16 protein-coding genes are annotated in these 18,626 nt (G+C 49.5%); 6 read left to right on the plus strand and 10 right to left on the minus strand.

Annotated elements, in window-relative coordinates; translation table 11 throughout:
- Positions 1-20: 20 nt before the first annotated feature.
- From SDE_RS03910 to SDE_RS03935, 6 genes are read right to left on the minus strand one after another with little or no spacing between them, the layout of a single operon-like run.
- Positions 21-836, minus strand: a complete 816-nt coding sequence (locus tag SDE_RS03910; RefSeq protein ID WP_011467218.1) for a symmetrical bis(5'-nucleosyl)-tetraphosphatase — start codon at positions 834-836, stop codon at positions 21-23.
- 26 nt (positions 837-862) lie between these two features.
- On the minus strand, positions 863-1,234 hold the full coding sequence (gene apaG / locus SDE_RS03915; RefSeq protein WP_011467219.1) for a Co2+/Mg2+ efflux protein ApaG: 372 nt from the start codon (positions 1,232-1,234) through the stop codon (positions 863-865).
- 7 nt (positions 1,235-1,241) lie between these two features.
- The gene (rsmA, locus tag SDE_RS03920) at positions 1,242-2,048 is read right to left on the minus strand and encodes a 16S rRNA (adenine(1518)-N(6)/adenine(1519)-N(6))-dimethyltransferase RsmA (protein ID WP_011467220.1); all 807 of its coding nucleotides are present in this window, start codon (positions 2,046-2,048) and stop codon (positions 1,242-1,244) included.
- A 3-nt stretch (positions 2,049-2,051) separates the two neighbouring features.
- A complete protein-coding gene (gene pdxA, locus SDE_RS03925; RefSeq protein ID WP_011467221.1) occupies positions 2,052-3,059 on the minus strand; it encodes a 4-hydroxythreonine-4-phosphate dehydrogenase PdxA in 1,008 nt (335 codons plus the stop codon).
- A gap of 10 nt (positions 3,060-3,069) precedes the next feature.
- Positions 3,070-4,362: a peptidylprolyl isomerase gene (locus SDE_RS03930; protein ID WP_011467222.1), complete on the minus strand. Its 1,293-nt coding sequence runs from the start codon at positions 4,360-4,362 to the stop codon at positions 3,070-3,072.
- A 5-nt stretch (positions 4,363-4,367) separates the two neighbouring features.
- Positions 4,368-6,950, minus strand: a complete 2,583-nt coding sequence (locus SDE_RS03935; protein WP_011467223.1) for an LPS-assembly protein LptD — start codon at positions 6,948-6,950, stop codon at positions 4,368-4,370.
- Positions 6,951-7,238: 288 nt separating this feature from the next.
- Between SDE_RS03935 and SDE_RS03940 the strand changes: the two genes are divergently transcribed.
- From SDE_RS03940 to SDE_RS03950, 3 genes are all read left to right on the plus strand, one after another.
- Positions 7,239-8,309: an aminoglycoside phosphotransferase family protein gene (locus SDE_RS03940; protein WP_011467224.1), complete on the plus strand. Its 1,071-nt coding sequence runs from the start codon at positions 7,239-7,241 to the stop codon at positions 8,307-8,309.
- Positions 8,310-8,348: 39 nt separating this feature from the next.
- Positions 8,349-9,041: an N-acetylmuramate alpha-1-phosphate uridylyltransferase MurU gene (gene murU / locus SDE_RS03945; protein ID WP_011467225.1), complete on the plus strand. Its 693-nt coding sequence runs from the start codon at positions 8,349-8,351 to the stop codon at positions 9,039-9,041.
- 207 nt (positions 9,042-9,248) lie between these two features.
- Positions 9,249-10,070 carry a GIN domain-containing protein gene (locus SDE_RS03950; RefSeq protein ID WP_011467226.1) on the plus strand — a complete coding sequence of 274 codons (822 nt, stop codon included), beginning with the start codon at positions 9,249-9,251 and terminating at the stop codon, positions 10,068-10,070.
- An 11-nt stretch (positions 10,071-10,081) separates the two neighbouring features.
- Here SDE_RS03950 and SDE_RS03955 read toward each other — a convergent pair whose 3' ends face one another.
- Together SDE_RS03955 and SDE_RS03960 are read right to left on the minus strand one after the other, a co-directional pair.
- A complete protein-coding gene (locus SDE_RS03955) occupies positions 10,082-10,510 on the minus strand; it encodes a hypothetical protein (protein WP_041324180.1) in 429 nt (142 codons plus the stop codon).
- A gap of 200 nt (positions 10,511-10,710) precedes the next feature.
- A complete protein-coding gene (locus tag SDE_RS03960; RefSeq protein WP_011467228.1) occupies positions 10,711-11,676 on the minus strand; it encodes an alpha/beta hydrolase family protein in 966 nt (321 codons plus the stop codon).
- Between the two features lie 48 nt (positions 11,677-11,724).
- Between SDE_RS03960 and rpe the strand changes: the two genes are divergently transcribed.
- The 3 genes from rpe to SDE_RS03975 all read left to right on the plus strand — a co-directional run bounded on the left by rpe (position 11,725) and on the right by SDE_RS03975 (position 14,983).
- Entirely contained in the window at positions 11,725-12,411 is a 687-nt protein-coding gene (gene rpe / locus SDE_RS03965) for a ribulose-phosphate 3-epimerase (protein WP_011467229.1), read from the plus strand.
- Between the two features lie 220 nt (positions 12,412-12,631).
- A complete protein-coding gene (trpE, locus tag SDE_RS03970) occupies positions 12,632-14,113 on the plus strand; it encodes an anthranilate synthase component I (protein WP_011467230.1) in 1,482 nt (493 codons plus the stop codon).
- A 141-nt stretch (positions 14,114-14,254) separates the two neighbouring features.
- Positions 14,255-14,983, plus strand: coding sequence for an XRE family transcriptional regulator (locus SDE_RS03975; RefSeq protein WP_011467231.1), 729 nt, complete (start codon positions 14,255-14,257; stop codon positions 14,981-14,983).
- A gap of 186 nt (positions 14,984-15,169) precedes the next feature.
- Here the strand turns inward: SDE_RS03975 and prsR are convergent, their stop codons facing one another.
- On the minus strand, positions 15,170-16,537 hold the full coding sequence (prsR, locus tag SDE_RS03980; protein WP_011467232.1) for a PEP-CTERM-box response regulator transcription factor: 1,368 nt from the start codon (positions 16,535-16,537) through the stop codon (positions 15,170-15,172).
- A gap of 24 nt (positions 16,538-16,561) precedes the next feature.
- Complete coding sequence (gene prsK, locus SDE_RS03985) at positions 16,562-18,604, minus strand: XrtA/PEP-CTERM system histidine kinase PrsK (protein ID WP_011467233.1); 2,043 nt, start codon at positions 18,602-18,604, stop codon at positions 16,562-16,564.
- Positions 18,605-18,626 lie beyond the last annotated feature (22 nt).

Genomic DNA, 18,626 nt, shown 5'->3' on the forward strand with positions numbered 1-18,626 from the left:
CTGCTAGCGGTTAGGGTTTGTTAACAAGGGCAATCTACCGCAAAAAATTGACCATCCTCAAGGCGCATCATAGTAAGGGCGCCGCCCCATACGCAGCCGGTATCTAGCCCTATAAATTGTTTGCTGCGTGTTTCTCCCATTAATGCCGCCCAGTGGCCAAATAATATTTTGGTGTTGCCCCACTTGTTGTGTTTGTGGGTGTACCAAGGCGCAAAACCTGTTGGTGGAAGGCTGGGGGCGTTTTTAGTTTGCAGTTCTAGCTTGCCGGTTGGGCTGCAAAAGCGCATGCGCGTAAGGTAGTTAGTAATTAGGCGCAGGCGCGCTGTACCTTCTAGCGATGGCTGCCACACATCGGGCTGGTTGCCGTACATATCTACAAAAAATGCCGCTGCCGTTTGGGTGGTGCTAAGTGCTTGCTCTACTTCTAAAGCGTAATTCAGCGCGTTTTCGATACTCCAAATAGGCGGAATACCGGCGTGCACTAGTACGGCGTCGAATTCGGCATCGTAGTGCAATAAAGGTTGCGCTTGCAGCCACTCTAACAGTTCGTCGCTGTCTTTGGCGGTGAGTATGGGGGCGAGGGTATCTTTGGGGTTAAGCGTGCGCACGCCGTATGCGTGAGCTAAAAGGTGTAGGTCGTGGTTGCCAAGCACTAAGGTGGCGCTGGGGCCAAGTTTTTTAATATAGCGCAGGCTTTTTAGGCTCTCTGGGCCGCGATTAACCAAATCGCCGGCTACCCAGAGGTGGTCGTTATCTGCATTAAATTTTACTTTTTTCAGTAAGAGTTTTAATGCGCGATAACAACCCTGTATATCGCCAACAGCGTAGGTAGCCACAATGAATTCCTAATGGTGAAGAGTGCCTAGTGTAATAAAGAGGGCTTCACTAATGCAAAGGCGGGAATGGTTGCGTTAAAGGTTTCGCCGCCTTCCCCCTGCATTTCGTAGTGGCCTTCCATTGTGCCGGTAGGTGTTTGCAATACCGCGCCGCTGGTGTAGGTATAGCTTTCGCTCGGTGCGAGGTGCGGTTGTTCACCTACCACGCCTATCCCCTGTACTTCTTGTATTTGGCTGTTTGCATCCACTATGCGCCAGTAGCGGCCAACGAGCTGTGCGGGTTGGTCGCCTTGGTTGGTAATTGTAATGGTGTAGGCGAACACGTATTTATTTTCCGCTGGGCGGGACTGTTCGCTAAGGTATTTGGTTTTTACTTCTATATTTATTGCGTGTGGCATAGTTGCTCTAGGGCCAAAGGGTGTTGCTTAGATTAACATATTCTTCGAGGGATAAACTCTCTGCGCGACGGGTTAGGTCTATATCTAACGCTTCTAAATCTAGCTCTTCGTCTAAATTTTTAAGGTTGTTGCGCAGTGTTTTGCGGCGCTGGGCAAAAGCTGTTTTTACCAGCTTGGCGAGTTTATCTGGGTGGGCCGCTACAAACGGCTGGGTGCGGTAAGGCGTAAGGCGCACTATGGCCGAGTCTACCTTGGGCCTTGGGTTAAAGCATTCTGGCGGCACTTCAAATAGGTTTTCTACTTGGCATACGTACTGGGTCATTACGCTTAAGCGCCCGTAGTTTTTATCCCCTGGGCCTGCCGCTAGGCGCAACACCACTTCTTTTTGCAGCATAAAGTGCATATCGGCTATGAGTTCGCCAAAGCTAAGCAAGTGAAAAATAAGCGGGGTGGAAATGTTGTAGGGCAGGTTGCCCACAACGCGCAGGGGCCGCTCTGGGGTTGCGAGTTGGCCGAAATCGAATTTAAGTGCATCGGTTTGATGAATGCGAAAATCGTTATAAATGGCAAATTGGGCAAGCAAAATAGGGATCAAGTCGCGGTCTAGCTCCACCACCTGCATACTGGGGCACGACTCGATAAGTTGCGCGGTAATGGCGCCTTTACCCGGGCCAATTTCAACTAGGTTGTCGGACGCTTTAGGGCCTATCGAGCGCACAATGGCGTTGATAATGCCTTGATCTTCTAAAAAGTTTTGCCCAAACCGTTTGCGGGCGCGGTGGCCCTGCATTGGGTCGGTGTTTTTGTTCTTCATGGGTTATCCGGCAATTTCGTTAATGGATGCCTGCTGCATCGCAAGGTTTTGAGCGTAGCCCAAGGCTACCTGTAGGCTGCCTATGTTGGCTTTGCCTGTGCCCGCTAGGTCTAGCGCTGTGCCGTGATCTACCGATGTACGTATAAACGGAAGCCCAAGGGTAATATTTACCGCGTTGCCAAACCCTTTGTATTTAAGCACGGGTAAGCCTTGGTCGTGGTACATGGCCAGTACGGCGTCGGCATCACTTAAGTATTTGGGGTTGAATAGGGTATCTGCCGGTAGCGGGCCAACTAGGTTGTGGCCGCGTGCGCGAAACTGCTCTAGTACCGGAATAATAGTATCTATTTCTTCCATGCCCAAATGCCCGCCTTCGCCCGCGTGGGGGTTAAGCCCGCACACCAGTACTCGCGGCTGGCTAAGGCCAAACTTTAGCTGTAAATCGGCCAGTAATATATTCAGGGTTTCGGTAAGGCTTGCGGTGGTAATGGCTGCGGACACATCTTTTAGGGGTAAGTGCGTAGTTGCTAACGCTACCCTCAAGCCCTCGGTTGCCAGCATCATTACTACGCGAGGTGTGTTGCTGTTATCGGCAAAATACTCGGTGTGGCCAGAGAAGTTAATACCCGCTTCGTTAATCACGCTTTTCTGCACAGGCCCTGTTACAACGGCAGCAAACTCGCCGCTTAAGCAGCCTTCGGTGGCTTGCTTTAGGGTTTCTATTACGTAGGCTGCGTTGGTGCTATCTAGTGTGCCGGCTTCGCACGGCGCGCCAAGGGGGATGGGCATTACAGATATATGTTGTGCGCTAGTGGTAACTGCGCTGCCTTGTATGTAAGTGCTTACTGTTAGTGGCAGGCCTAGTAATTTGGCTCTGTCTTTAAGTAATTGTGGGTCGCACAGGGCTACTAGGGGGTAATCGCGGGCTTGTTGGGCAGCCATAACCGTAAGGTCTGGGCCTATCCCGGCGGGTTCGCCGGGAGTGAGTGCAATAATGGCGGGGTGAGACAAAGTGTTCGCCTTAAATCTTAATGTCGATAAATGCTTCGTCGCGCAATTCCTGTAACCAGATTTGAGTTTCGTCTTCAAAGCGACGGCTCATAATCATGTTGCGTGCTTTTTGACGCAGCGCTTCTTGGGTCATGTCTTCTTCGCGGCGTTCTTCTACTTTCATAATGTGCCAGCCAAAGCGGCTTTTGAACGGCTGGCTAATTTCGCCTTCTTTGGTTTCGGCCATGGTCTTTTCGAACGCGGGTACGAAAGTGCCGGGTGTTGCCCAACCTAGGTCACCGCCAGACATGCGCGAGCCAATATCTTCGGAGTGGGTTTTGGCCAGCTCTGCGAAATCGGCGCCGTCTAGAATTTGCTGACGGATATCCTTCAATTTAGCTTCTGCTTTAGCGTCGTTTAATATTTCTGATGTTTTAACCAATATGTGGCGCGCGCGGGTTTGATTAACTATTTGCTTTTGGCCGCCGCGGCTTTCGTACAACTTAATAATATGAAAACCCGCTTGGCTACGCGTGGGCTTAGTTACGTCGCCGTTATTTAGCGAAGGTAAAAGCTCGGCAAATAAGGTGGGTAGTTCGGCAGATTTACGCCAGCCCAAATCGCCGCCTTGCAGTGCAGATGGGCCGTTTGACTCGGCAATGGCTACTTCTGCGAAGTTGGCACCGGCTTTGAGTTTTTCGTATAAGGCGTTGGCTTTTTCTTCTGCTTCTACAATGGCTTCACTGCTTGGAGAAGAGGGTAGTGCAACCAAGATGTGGCCTAGGTGGTAGTCGGGCGACACCCAAAATTGCGCGTCGGCAGATTTTAAGAAGTTATCGACTTCCTGCTCGGAAATACGAATACGACGGCTTACTAAGCCTTCTGTAATAGAGCGCATGGTGAGCTGGCGGCGAATGCTGGCGCGGAATTCATTAATACTCACGCCCTCGGAAGCCAGTTGTTGTACAAACTGCTGCTCGGTCATTTGTGCATTTTGGATAATATTGCCGATAGAAGCGTTTACTTCTTGGTCGGAAACCTGCACGCCGTAGCGATCTGCCATTTCGAGCTGTAGGGTTTCGGAGATAAGCTGGTCGATAATTTGTTTGTTGAGGATATCGGCCTCAGGCAGGCGCATGCCCGCTGCTTGGCTGCGCACTTGCACATCTTGCACGCGGCTATCTAGCTCGGTTTGAGTGATAGCGCGGTTGTCTACCACCGCGACCACGCGATCTAGCGGCACCACCTCGGCAGAGGTAAAGCTGGCGGCACCGGTAAAGGCGATGGCTGTAAATGTGGCGATAGTTGTTTTAATTATTTGCATGTTACTCACTGTTTGTTGCGACGTTCCCGCTCCTGATACCCGCGAATACTGTCTTCTAAAATACTGTTAACCTTGGCGCCAGAGCCGCCTAAGCCTTTGAAATGCACTTCAAAGAATACGCCTTGGTCGTGTTCTAGGTCGTGATTGTCTGTTAGGGACGCTATATTACTGTCCAGCCACTTTCGCGCCAAGAGGCGCACACGATAGCAGCAATCGTTATATTCGAACCCTAAAAAGGTCTCGAGTTCCTGTGCTTGGGTAAAGTCGTAGTTATACCGGCCCATTAAACTCCACTGTTTGTTAATGGGGGTAACGAACGACAGGTCTACTTGGTCTATATCTGTGGCCTCGGTGGTGCCTGCGGCTATCGACGATTGGCGGTAGTCGCGCACGTAAGAGTACGACAGGTTGGCCAGTGTACTTAAGTCTTGGGAATGGTAATACACCCCAGAGCTTGCGCGGGTGATTTCTGCCGCTTCGGTGTCGTATATAGAGTTGACGTAAAAGCGCGAGAGCGGGCCAAGCATTACCGATACATCGGCTGCCAGCTCAGAGGTTTGACCTGTGTTTAGCTCTTCGCCATTTAAGCCTACGCGGCGGTCGGCGTTGTGGAACACCTGACCAATACTGGCGCTAAACAATTCGCGGCCACTGTTGTTGCTGTACCAGCGCGAGGTTAAACCCACGGTAGTTTGGTTGGCATCGTCTAGTCTGTCGCGCCCGCCAAAGCGGCTATCGCGGAATAGCTGGCTATACGAAAAGGTGCGTATAGAGGTATCAAAATTCACATTTTGACCGTCTGCGGTTACGGCGTACAGATCGCTGTGATCGGTATAGGCGCGATGCAGGTAATAAACACGCGGTTCGATGGTCTGCATAATGCTGCCACCGCGGTGCTCAAATATTACCGACATATCTATGCTGGCCTGCGCCGCCCCTAGGGTTGGGCTGCTTTCTGCACTGCTGGCTAAGCCGTCTGACTCGAGCTGGTACCCTAACGCCTTGTAGCCCACTTCTGGTTTGATAAAACCCCAGCGGCCGCGTATTGGCCAAGCTGCGCGGTAATCGGTACTTAACCGACTACCCGTTATTAAGGTGTCGCCATTGCGCCATTCGTTTGAGGGGTGATCAAACCTTACCAGCTCGTTATCGAGTTTAAATTCAAACCCATTCACCGAGTAGTGGCCAATAGCGTTAAGCTGCGGCGCTCTGCGGTAGGGGGTATCGAGATCGTACAGCAGCACTTGGCGGTTTTGCGCCATGGCGCTTACTGTCCAGTGTTCGAACAGGTAGCCGAGCTCGGCGCGCTGATCTAAGTAGGATTGATTCTGCTCGCTAAACGACGAGGCACCCAAATCGCGAAAGTAATCTTGATCGCTAACTTTGGTGAAGTCGATGGTTGAATACCAGCCGCCATTACTGGCGCTGCCGCCCTGCTGGCTGAGGTGGCCGAGCCAGCGGTTTTGGCCCGTGTAGGGGTGTGCTTGGCTCTCGGTAATGTCGCCGTTGGACACCAGCGTGTCTAAGTCTTTATCTTGCCCGCCGTCATCGTTGGGCAAATAGGCAATATTCGATTCGGTATAGAAGCTTTTATTTAAATGGCGGCCTTCTACTTCTAGCATAGCGCCGCGGCCAGAAATAATGCGCGGCGTGATGGTGGCGTCGTAATTGGGGGCCATATTCCAATAGAAAGGCACCGCCGCATCTAGCCCGCCGTTGTCGCTGCTGCTAATAGATGGAAATAACAGGCCGGACTGGCGCTGATCGCCCAGAGGAAAGGCGATGTAAGGCACATACATGATCGGCACCTTACCCACTTTAAGGGTAATGTGTTTGCCGGTGCCTTGGCCTTTTTCGTTGTCTATTTTTATCTCGGCACCACCTAGGGACCAAGCGTTACTGCCCGGTTCGCAACTGGTAATGCTGCCGCCTTCCAGCACGATACTGCTGTCGCTTGTTTGTCGAATGGCATCAGCCTGGCCGCGAATATGTTGGCCGTGCAATACAAATATGGCGTTTTCGAAGGACGCTTGGTTGCGCGTGGTGGACATGCTGGCCTTGTCGCCACGAATAAGTAGGCCCGGGTTGCGAATGGTTACGCCACCGGCCAGGCTTGCTTCTTCTGTTTCGCGGCTGTAGGTCATGGAGTCCGCTCGAATAGAGCGCGCCCCTTGAGAGATTTGCACGTTGCCGTCTAGCTGGGCTTTTTGTGAGCCTGTCAGCACCGAGTCGTCGGCCTCTACAATAAGAGGGGTGTTTTCGGGGCTAGGGGCATTGGTTTGGTCGCCCAGCGGGTCTATGTACATACCCGTGCAGCCCGGCAACAGAGCCGACTGGGCGGCGGGGGTAAGGTTTTCTGCAGAAACAAAGTCGTAGGCATTAGGCGCTTGCTGAATTTGGCTGCGGCCTATAGGTAGATTGGTTTCGCTGGAGTATTCGGCGCAATCCCACTGGTTGGAGTCGGCTTGCGGGTAGCATCGCAAATAGGTTTTGCCCAAACTTAAACTATTAGTAGGGGTATCATCAGCAAATGTGCTTGTTGCAATTGCGGAGCATACTGCAAGCAGTGAAAAATAGCGTTTTGTCAAAATCTTCGGCTCGTGCGTTGGCGCAGAACTTGTGCGACAACTTAATTACAGTAAAAATGGCGGATTGATACGAGCGCATAATTGCGCCGCTATAAGTAGCTGTGAATTGTAGTCGACGATTCTAAACTGCCCGCGAACTGATTGCACCCGTCATGTGCGTTATTCCCTTTACCAACCCTAGAAAAATGCGATAAATAATGGTTTTTAGCGCAGTGTATTTATTCAATCGGCTAAACTGAATGTACTAGGTTTTATTGCGGCGAATAAAAACAGCTTTTAAGGAACGGCATGAGCCAACACGAAATTCAAAATATTGTGAGTGAACATTTGCCCACGCTTTTGCAGTGGGTACAAACACAGGCAGCGGAACATTTTGGCGAGCAGCTTAAAAATAAATCAGTTAGCTTGGTGCCGGTGCCCGGCGACGCAGGCTTTCGCCATTATTTTAGGTTGAATAATGCACCACAAGCGCTGCTGGCGGTATTTGCGCCGCCGGCAACCGAGAAAAATAAACAGTTTGTAGCAGTAGCCAATTACTTATCTGCGCAGGGTGTACGTGTACCTAAGGTGTTAGCGGCAGACTACGAGCGCGGTTATTTATTGATCGAAGATTTTGGCGATGCGTTACTGCAACCCTTGCTTACCGCCGATACGGTGCAAGGGTTATACGGTGAGGTGTTAATGGCGTTGCTACATATGCAGGCCGCCCCCGCGCAAACCGATATTTTTGTTAGCTATTCCGAGCAGCTGTTGCGTACCGAGTTGAACGTATTCCGCGAATGGTTTGTTGAAGGCATGCTTGGTTATGCGTTAACGCAAGCCGATGAAGGTATTGTGGGTGATGCATTTGATACTTTAGTGCACAGCGCTTTAGGCCAGCCGCAGGTAATTGTGCACCGCGACTTTCACTCGCGCAATATTCTTATCGCCCAAACACCTAGTGGCTGCGAAGCGCCCGCCTTTATTGATTTTCAAGATGCTGTGCTCGGCCCAATCACTTACGATTTAGTTAGCTTGCTAAAAGATTGTTATATCAAATGGCCTGCAGACCAAGTTGAGCAGTGGGCGCTGGCCTACGGTAATTTATTATTAGATGCGGGGCTTATTCCGCCTGTGTCGCAGGCTAAATTTTTAAGCTGGTTTGACCTAATGGGCTTGCAGCGTCACATTAAGGTGTTGGGGGTGTTTTCGAGGCTTTATTTGCGCGACGGTAAAGCGGCCTATTTAAAAGATTTACCCCTAGTGGTGGAATATGTGCGCACTACCTTGGTTAAATACCCGCAATTGGCCCCGTTTGCGGACTGGTTTGACGCAGCCCTAATGCCGCTTATAAAGCAGCGAGCGTGGTTTACCCAATAATAATGCGCTTAAGTCTCTAGCGCGAATACCGAGTTACACATGCAAATACGTACCGCAATGATACTGGCGGCGGGTGAAGGCCGGCGAATGCGCCCGCTTACCCTCACAACCCCCAAGCCACTGCTAGTGGCGGGCGATAAACCACTTATAGAGCACCACATTTGCAAGTTGGTGGCGGCCGGCATAACGCGCATTGTTATTAACTTGGCGTATTTGGGCAGTAAAATTGAGCAGGCGTTAGGTTGTGGGGAGCGCTTTGGTGCCCAATTGCTGTACTCCTACGAGCCCAATCCGCTGGAAACGGCTGGTGCTATTAATCACGCGCTGGACTTGTTGGGCAGCGAACCTTTCTTACTTGTAAATGGCGATATATATACCGATTTAGACTTCAACTTGTTATGTGCAGCGCCTCTGCCGGCCAATATGCTGGGCCGGTTGGTGCTTGTGACCAACCCATCGCACAACCCTAGTGGTGACTTTGAAGTGCTTGCCGACGGCTTGCTGGCAGCAAAAGGGGCGGGTGGTACGGCTGCGACATTTAGCGGTGTGAGCATTTTGGCGCCCGAGCTAATTCGCACTTATCCGCAGTGCCGAGAAACATTCCCTTTGAAAGAAGTATTCGATTACGGCATTAAGCGCGGGGTGCTGCAGGGGCAAATCTACTCGGGGTGGTGGACCGATGTGGGCACCCCAGAGCGACTGGCGCAAATTAATGCGCTGCTTAATAAGTAGCAGAGGCGTGCTGTTACAAATACGTCAGTCAAAACAGGTCTTTTTAGTTTTTTAACCTTAGGTGTTCGAACCTAAGCGCTAAAACCCGCCACTTAAAACAATAAAAATAATTGAATCCAAATACTCCCCCATACGCATCTAAAGATTAAATAGCGCGGTACTCGCGCAAATGGATTATTCATAAAGGTTTACTTCGGGAGAATCGGCATGGCTGTTGCCAATCATTTAAATTTAAGGGTATTACCGCGCGGCTTAGTTAGGGTTGTTGCCGCATTTATGTTGTTTGTTGGGCTTGCCGCTGCGGCGATTGCTGAAAATCGCGTAACTAAAGTAGTGCCTATAGAGGCTGTGGAAGCAATTACCTTAACCGGTGCTGCAGAGTTAATTATTCGGCAGGGTGAAGCTGCGAGTTTGGAAGTGCGCGCACCCGTGGATGTGCTTGCAAATATTAAGGTGGAGCAAGCTGATTCGCGACTGATACTGGGGCAAAAACAAAGCAAATCGTTTTGGTCGTGGTTTGGCTCTAAAAACGAAAGTAGCGACGTTACATTTATTGTAACGGTTAAAAATCTATCGGCCTTAAATGTGGCGGGTGCAGCAAGGGTTCGGCTAGATTCGCTCAACAGCCCTCAGCTAATGCTCGAGCTAACTGGCGCCGCCCAAATGCATATAGGCAACGCGGTGCTAGAGCGTTTACAGGTAAACCTTACCGGAGCGAGCCGTTGTAATATCGATGCGCTAAGTGCTCACTTCACTGGTATTCAGTTGGTGGGTGCTTCGCAAATGCAGGTGAATGGTGGCGATACCGTTGAATTGAATGTGGAATCTGTGGGGGCGAGTCGATTGCGTGCAGATGCTTTCAAAGCTGTGACAGCCAAGGTGCACGCGGTGGGGGCTTCGCAGGCAACGGTATATGCAAGTAAAGCATTAACTGCCAACGCAACGGGCGCGTCTAATATTCGCTATGCGGGGGAGCCTGTTAATGTTCAGGCAGACACTGCCGGGGCAAGTAAGGTGGGCAGCCTGTAGAGTATGGCAGCTTAGCCAGCTGCCATGTTGTAGCCAGATGTTTTGGTGTTGCCAAATCGGTTAAGCATGGAAAGTATGGTGTTTTCTTTGTGTGCGCAGTGAGTAAGCAGCGCGTAAATTTTGCCGTACTCGCCTGCATAAGCAAGGCCATCTTCACGGTAGTGAAACTGCATATAAAATTCGTGGATGGTTTTGCCTGTAACCTGCATATCCGCAGCAAAAATGGTAAATATACGCGCGAGCTGAGGAATATTTTGTGCTTCAAGCTGCAGCTGTGGGTAATAGTCCCTGTTAGATTTCATTATATGAGAAAGAATAAATGACTTATTCTCCATAAGTATTTCTTTTGCTTCCTCGCTTCTGAAACCTGCCTCTTTGATGCTTTCTATTAGCTGTGTCAAATGATTGTGGCTTAATTCGAAGTCCATTAAATTACTCATTCCCACCTCTTGTGTATCTACAAATTAATTGTCTATAAAACCAACAGTTGTGGAAAAGTGTAGTCGTAGAGTGAAGGCCGTGCAGTGGCTGCAGGCCTTGTAGTTAGCCGGTTTTTAGAACAATTAGCAGCAAAAAAAGGCTGCGCGCAAAAAAACTGGTTTTATCCACTGCTTTGGCATCTAACTCCTTTGCGCCAGTGCTAGCCATCAATTTCAACACCCTTCGCATACTTGTTTAAAAAGCCGCGCACACGACGGGTTAATCTGTTTTCTCCTTCCTGCCAGTTTGCCGATGGCTCGAGCAATTTGGATTGATGGTAATGGGCAATGCGGTTTTTCTTGGCGGCCATTTTGCGTTGGTCGGGTTCTGTTGCATCTAAAACGTGGTCGCCAAAAAAGATATCCATCACGGGTAGCGAGCGGTCTGTTAAATATTCCGTTAGGTTGTCATCTGCCCCTTCTATACCGTTGCGAGCATTTACCATAATAAGGGCTCGAATTGGGCGGTCGATAATTGCTGTCGCTCGGGATCGGCCGCCACTAGGTAGGTTGTTTGGGCGGCTAGTGGAAAGTTGAGATAAATATTGCACCGAACGCGAAGCCCCCACACCGTGAGCAAGAATCACAATATTGTATTGGCCGCGCTTGTTTAGGTAGCTCATAGCCGCTTTCATCCGCTCAATGACGATTGGCTCGGTAGGAGGAGGGGTTGGCTTAGAGGGCGGCGTTGTATCGCCTGATGGCCTAGCTGGCGGCGGTGTTTCGGCAGGATTAGGCAGCGAAATAGACAGTGTGGACCAGCCGTGATCTGGCAAAGATTGGCGCAATGCGCGAATGGTGTAGGGCCAGTCGGCGGTTTGCCCTTCGCCGTGCACAATCAAAATGGCGCCAAATGGGTTGCCGCTCCTATCAGGCTCCCAAAGCGAGATGAATTTCTCGCCTGCGGCATTTAGCCAAACAATGGCATCTTCGCCGAGCTCTTCTGAGAGCAAGCGTTCGGCTTGTTTGTTGGTGTCGGGTACGGCTCTGGGTGGTGGCGGCTTAGGTTTAGTCTGTTCTTGCTGGGCTGTGTCTTCCTCTTGGGCCAGTGCTAGATGTGATGTAGCGCTAAAGCATAGGGTGATGATAAGGGCGCGTGAGAAAAAGTGGTTTAGGCGTATCTTCATATTAAGTACAATGCTTTTACATTTATATTCTTAAGTATTGGTACACAGATGAGCATCCCGCAAGCGAAACGCGACTTTAAAATTGCCCCATCCATACTTTCTGCCGATTTTGCCCGTTTAGGCGAAGAAGTTGATGCCGTTTTAAAGGCAGGAGCCGATTTTGTACATTTCGATGTAATGGACAACCACTACGTGCCTAACCTCACGTTTGGCCCTATGGTGTGTAAGGCGCTGCGCAATTACGGTATTACCGCACCTATCGATGTGCACCTTATGGTAGACCCTGTAGATGATTTGGTGAAAACCTTCGCCGATGCGGGCGCTACCTATATTTCGTTCCACCCCGACGCTTCGCGCCATGCCGATCGTACCGTTAAACTTATTCGCGATTTGGGCTGCAAGCCGGGCGTTGTGCTTAACCCTGCAGTAACCCTTGAATCGGTTAAGCACCTGCTTGATCAAGTAGATATGTTGCTGCTTATGTCGGTTAACCCTGGGTTTGGTGGACAAAAGTTTATTCCTTACACCTTAGATAAGTTAAAAGAGGCGCGTGCACGCTTGGATGACGCTGGCTTAGAGGCGCGTTTAGAGGTAGATGGCGGCGTGTCGACGGCTAACATTGCCGATGTGGCGCGGGCGGGTGCCGATACCTTTGTTGCCGGTTCCGCTATCTTCGGCGCGCAGAATTACGAGTCCGTAATTAAGCAAATGCGTGATACACTCGCTCAGCTATAAGCAGCTCTCAATTGAGCTTCTATTTGGGCTAAGGCGTTTGTTTTAGCCTGAGCTTCACTCAAATAACTTGGTTTTGTAAAAATAGTCCCATGTGTATATGTCATAACCTTTCTCAATGCAGCAATTTACGTGTTTTACCCCGCCGTTGGTGGCGATGGCAAGGCTAATGCCACCCCTGTTTACAAGCCGTTTGGTAAAACAACTTTTTTGAGATTACATTATGACTCCTGAACTATTTGCTCAATATTGCGACGAGGGTTACAACCGTATTCCGGTAACCCGTGAAGTGCTCGCAGACACAGAAACACCGCTTTCCGCGTACCTTAAATTGGCCCATGGCCCATACACCTACTTGTTTGAATCTGTGCAAGGCGGTGAAAAATGGGGGCGTTATTCCATTATTGGTTTACCAGCTAAATATCGGCTTGAGGTGCGCGGTCGCACTGTTACTGAATTCAGTGGTAATGAGGTTGTTGCTACTGCAGAAGCTGCCGACCCGCTCGATTATGTATCGGCATTCCAAAAGCGATTTAATGTCCCCGAGCTTGAGGGCTTACCGGTATTTTCTGGCGGGCTTGTAGGTTATTTTGCTTACGACTGCGTGCGCTACATAGAGCCCAAGCTGTACCCCAGTGTGCCACACGATGAAATAGGTACTCCCGATGTACTGCTTATGGTGTCGGACGAACTACTGGTTTTTGATAACCTGCGCGGTAAGTTGCATTTAATTGTGCACGCAAACCCAGAAAACGGTGAAACCTTTGCGAGCGCGCAGGCGCGGCTAGATGCATTGGAAGCCGGTTTACAAAAAAGTTTACCCGCCTTGGCTAGTCATGTAACTACTGAGCAGGCGATGGGCAAAACCCGCTGCGAGGCAGACTTTGTGTCCAGTTACGGCGAAGAAAACTTTAAGCGCGATGTCGATAAAATTAAAGACTACGTATTAGCTGGCGATACGATGCAGGTTGTGGTGTCGCAGCGTATGAGCCTGCCTTTTACTTCCGAGCCGCTTAATTTATACCGCGCATTGCGCTGTTTAAATCCGTCACCTTATATGTACTTTCTAAATTTGGGTGACCACCATATTGTGGGCTCCAGCCCAGAAATTTTGGCTCGCTTGCAAAATAACGAAGTGACGGTACGGCCTATTGCAGGTACACGTCGGCGCGGTTACAGCGATGCAGAAGACAAAGCCTTAGAAAAAGAATTGGTTAACGACCCCAAAGAGATCGCCGAGCATCTTATGCTTATCGATTTGGGGCGCAACGATGTAGGTCGTGTTGCTCAAGTAGGAACAGTCGACCTCACCGAGAAGATGGTCGTTGAGCGCTTTTCGCATGTTATGCACATTACTTCTAATGTAACCGGCCAGCTAAAAGAGGGCTTGGATGCAATGGATGTGCTGCGCGCGACTTTGCCAGCGGGTACCTTGTCTGGCGCGCCTAAAATCCGAGCAATGGAGATTATTGACGAGCTAGAGCCGGTTAAGCGCGGTATTTATGGCGGGGCAGTAGGTTATTTATCATGGAAAGGAGATATGGATACTGCCATTGCTATTCGCACCGCTGTTATTAAAGATGAAAAGCTTTATGTGCAGGCTGGCGCCGGTGTGGTGGCCGATTCTCAGCCAGCACTAGAGTGGAAAGAAACCATGAACAAGGCGCGGGCAATATTTAGCGCAGTAGATTGGGTACAGAAGTAGCCTTTCGCGCATGTTTAGGTAAACGCGTAGCCAAAAAGTGCGAGCCGTACATATTTATTTGGTACACTTGGGCAGTTAGACAAGGTGACACAAGGAATGCGTTAGCATTAACACCTTTAAATCGACGATAGAGGACAGGTTTTGGAGCAGAAGGTTGCTAATATAGCTGGGGCAAAGGCATCCAGCGATGCGCGTATCGAAAAAATGTCGGAGATTCATCGGTTTAGCCATGCTGAGCTAGATAGCCTTAAAATTTTGTACCCCAGCGGTGCAAACGATCTTCGTCTTAAGGTTTTTCGCGATTTGCGCACTCGGGTATACGCAAGCGCGCCGGGTAAAAACTTTACCTGTATGGTTACGTCGGTTGTGCCAGATGGCGGTTGCACCTATGTGGTTAACAACCTAGCTGCCGCAATTGCACTGGATAAAACCCGCACTTCTCTAGTAGTCGATTGTAACTTCTACGCGCCATCTGCCGACTCGCTTATTGTTACCGATACCGATGTAGGGTTAACCGATTACTTAGATTCGGCAGACATGGGCGTTGAATCGATAGTTTATGCTTCGGGTATTCCTCGCGTGCGAGTGATTCCTGCTGGTGGCAATACCGAAGGCGCGACTGAGCGTCTTTCCTCTATGCGTATGCATGCTTTTTTGGATGAGCTAAAAACGCGTTATTCTGATCGCTATATTCTTATTGATGCACCTGCAGTGGGTGAGTACGCGGCAGATACTCGCATTATGGCGTCGCTGTGTGATTTCGTTCTATTGGTTGTGCCTTATGGCAAGGTGACCGAAGCACAGATCCGATCAGCCGTAGATGCAATTGGTGAGAAGCGTTTGGTGGGAATGGTCTTTAACCATATGTAGCTTAGGCCCATAGCCTACAGCTTAGTTAACACGTTATGAGGGGCTTGGCCCCTCATTTTGTTTGTATCATCTGCTCTACTTTGTTCGTGCCATCCTTGGCACAGAATGTTTTCATAGTGCTAACAGCTAACAGCTAACAGCTAACAGCCAAAACCCATTTAATGGGGCTTTTCCGGCTAACAATAGTTACTCGCCTATTGAAGACGATTGAATATTGTATTTCTTCATTAAATCGTAAAGCGTAGGGCGAGTAACGCCTAGCAATTTGGACGTAGCCGATATGTTGCTCTCGGTCATGGCGAGTGCACGCAATATAGCATTGCGCTCTGCAGTTTGGCGTACCTGTCGCAGGTTGATGGTAAGTTCATCGGAGTTGAGCAAGCCTAAGTCTTCCGAGCTTATTAACTTGTCATCCGCCATCACTACGCTGCGTTTAATACGGTTTTCCATTTCGCGAATATTGCCCGGCCAGTCGTAAGCTTCAATCGCTTCAATGGCTTCGGGTGAAAAGCCAGTAATATTATTGCGGCCCTGCTGCTCGGTAAAGGTAGATAAAAAGTGACGGGCTAAAAGGAGTTTGTCTCCAAAGCGGTCACGCAGCGGCGGAATGTTTATTTCCATCTCGCAGATTCGATAATACAAATCTTCGCGGAACGTGCCTTCTGCGACCATTTCTTTAAGGTTTTTGTTGGTGGCGCAAACCACGCGCACATCTACCGGTATTTCTTCGCGGCCACCTACACGCTCAATTACCCGCTCCTGTAAAAAGCGCAGTAGCTTGGCTTGCAGGCCCAACGGCATATCGCCAATTTCATCTAAAAATAAAGTGCCGCCTGCTGCGGTTTCTACCTTACCGAGTGTGCGTTTATTGGCGCCGGTAAATGCGCCTTTCTCATAGCCAAATAACTCGCTTTCCATTAGGTTTTCTGGCACTGCAGCGCAGTTAATGGCCACCATGCGTTTATCTGCTCGTGGGCTTAGCTTGTGCAGTGCTTTTGCTAATACTTCTTTACCGGTACCGCTTTCGCCGGTAAGTGTGCAAGTTACATTCGATGGCCCGAGCTTTTCTATGGTGCGGCAAATTTTTAGCATATTGGGATCGCATGCTATTACGCCGTCCAGCGGAGCTTGTTTTTGCTCCTGCAAAATGCGATTGCGCTGTTCTAATTCATGGATGTGAAATGCGCGTTGCAGTATTAGATCGAGTGTATCGGTGTTAACCGGTTTTTGATAAAAGTCGTAGGCGCCCATGGCAACTGCGCGCACTGCGTTCTCATAATCGGCGTTGCCGGTCATTACAATAATTTTTGTGGTGGGCGAAAGCGTGGATATTTCGCGTATACAGCGAAAGCCTTCATCTACGCCCTCATCATCAGGCGGCAGGCCGAGGTCTTGCAAAATAATGGCGGGCTCGTGCAAGCGAACCGCTGCAATAGCTTCTTCGCGGTTAGTTGCTGCAACCACTTCGTATTGATCAAAATGCCAGCGCAATTGGCTTTGTAAGCCAGAGTCATCTTCGACAATTAATAGTTTTGGTTTATCCGAACTACTCATATTTCCGTCACTTATTGCTGGTTTTTATAAAATAGGTAGGGTGATTATAAAGGTTGTGCCTTCGCCAAGGGTACTTTCTACCACAATATTGCCGCCTAAGCTTTGGATATATTCACGCGCTTGGAATACGCCAATGCCCATGCCCTTGCCGGTTTTAGTGGTTTCGAAAGGTTTGAAGAGTCGATTTTGAATAAAGTCTTCATCCATGCCCTCGCCGTTATCTTCTATGCAGATACGTACTAGCTGGTCTTCTTGGCTAGCGGATATGTCTACATAGCCGTCGCTCGAGGTGGCGTCTTGCGCGTTTTGTATTATGTGGGTAAATACCATGTTTAGGCTGTCGGGGTCTGCCTTTATTCGCCAGTTCGGGTCGATGCTCATAAGGGTCGGAGCTGGTTTGTATTTTTGGCAGCGTTTAATCGCGTCGACTAGGGCATCTTTAATTGAGAGTGTTTTAGCTTGCTCTGGCTCGCTGTGTTGTAGCTTGCGCAACAGGTTGTTCATGCGCGTTACGGAGTTGTTAATAGTGTTAATTACATCTTCAACGAATGCGGGGTTGTCTTTGTGTTTTTCGGCATTGGATACAACCAGCGATTGCTGTGCGATTAAGTTTTTAAGGTCATGCATTACAAATGCTGATAATTTGTTAAACGCGTCGAACTGGCGGGCTTCGGTTAGCAACTCTGATTGCTCATGGCGTACTATATAGCTGGCAACCTGGCGACCAACTGTTTTAATAAGGTCTAAATCCTCCCAGTTTAAAACAGATTCAGATTTAGGCGAGGTAAGTACCACAAACCCAATAAGAATATTTTCGTTAAGTAGGGGCAGTACCAGCCAAATATCATCGATAAGGTCGATCCAGTAGGGTAGGTGTTCGTTGTGTAAGGTTATGCCTTTATCGTTCGAGCGCAAACAAAACACCCATTCTTCTTGTTCTAGCGTGGCGCAAAATGGCGAGGTATTGGGTTCGAATGTTTCCGATACGTCGGCAATATGAATATTTACTTGGCGTGTGGGCACCATGACTTTACCGCGCTTTAGCCACAGGGCTCCGCCGCTACATTTGAAAAGGTCGGCAAGTACAATAATGGCGCGGGCGTGGGTTTCGCCAATAGAGGTGGGCTGCGAGAGTTGGTCAATAAGTCGCAACCACTCAGAGCGATAGTCGTACTTATGGGTAAATAAGTGTTTGTTAATTAATACGTTAAGGTTCTCTCGCGCATGCTTGGAGGCGAATACAAACAGTAGGCTGCCCAAGCCGCAAACCATTAATACGGTGTAAATAACGGTTCCCCAGTCACCACCGTACAGCCGCACGTAGTAACCGCCTATGGCCAAAATTGTCAGCAGGGCGCCTGCGAGCGTAAGCGAAGTTGAATAAAAAACGACTGGGCGAGAAAAGGTAAGTTTTGCCGATTGCATGCGCGGCTGATTGAGGGTCATCACTCCTATAGCCATAAATACACTTGTAGCAATAGATACAGCTGCGCGCGCTTGCCATAGGTCTGCATCTGGGTGACCCAGCACCAAGTGCTGGGCGAACAAATACGCGTCAAAGATAAATATTATGGCGAGGTTTAGGCATATTAATTTGACAAGCCGATAATCGGAAACATTTCTGTACAGTTGTTCAACACTTAATAGGCCGACAACGCTTAGCAGTATGCCTTGCCAGATAACCACGCCCGCAATAATTGCTGGGTCGAAGTCTGAGGTAAGTGCGAAGGCGGATGCGGAAAAGGTAGCTATGCTCACGCCCCAGATAAAAATGGTGTATACGCGTGGCAGTGAGGATTGGGTATAGCGCAGCGTGGCAAAGGTGAGGGCGAATATCCAGCTTATGTAGTGAGCAGCTTCTGCAACAAGTAGTGTGTTTACGCTAAGCGTACCTACTTTACCTGCCGACGCCAAAATAGCCAGCCAGCCGGTTTGAACTATAGCGGCAATAATGAATGCAATATGCAGTTTAGATTTAACGGCTTGATATACACACGTGGCGGTAAAGGCTAAAGACAAGACGCATGCACATAAAAAGGCTGTTTGAGTTACGCTGCTAAATTCCATTAATCTCCGGGGTTGCCCGACC

The organism is Saccharophagus degradans 2-40, assembly GCF_000013665.1.
Taxonomy (GTDB): domain Bacteria; phylum Pseudomonadota; class Gammaproteobacteria; order Pseudomonadales; family Cellvibrionaceae; genus Saccharophagus; species Saccharophagus degradans.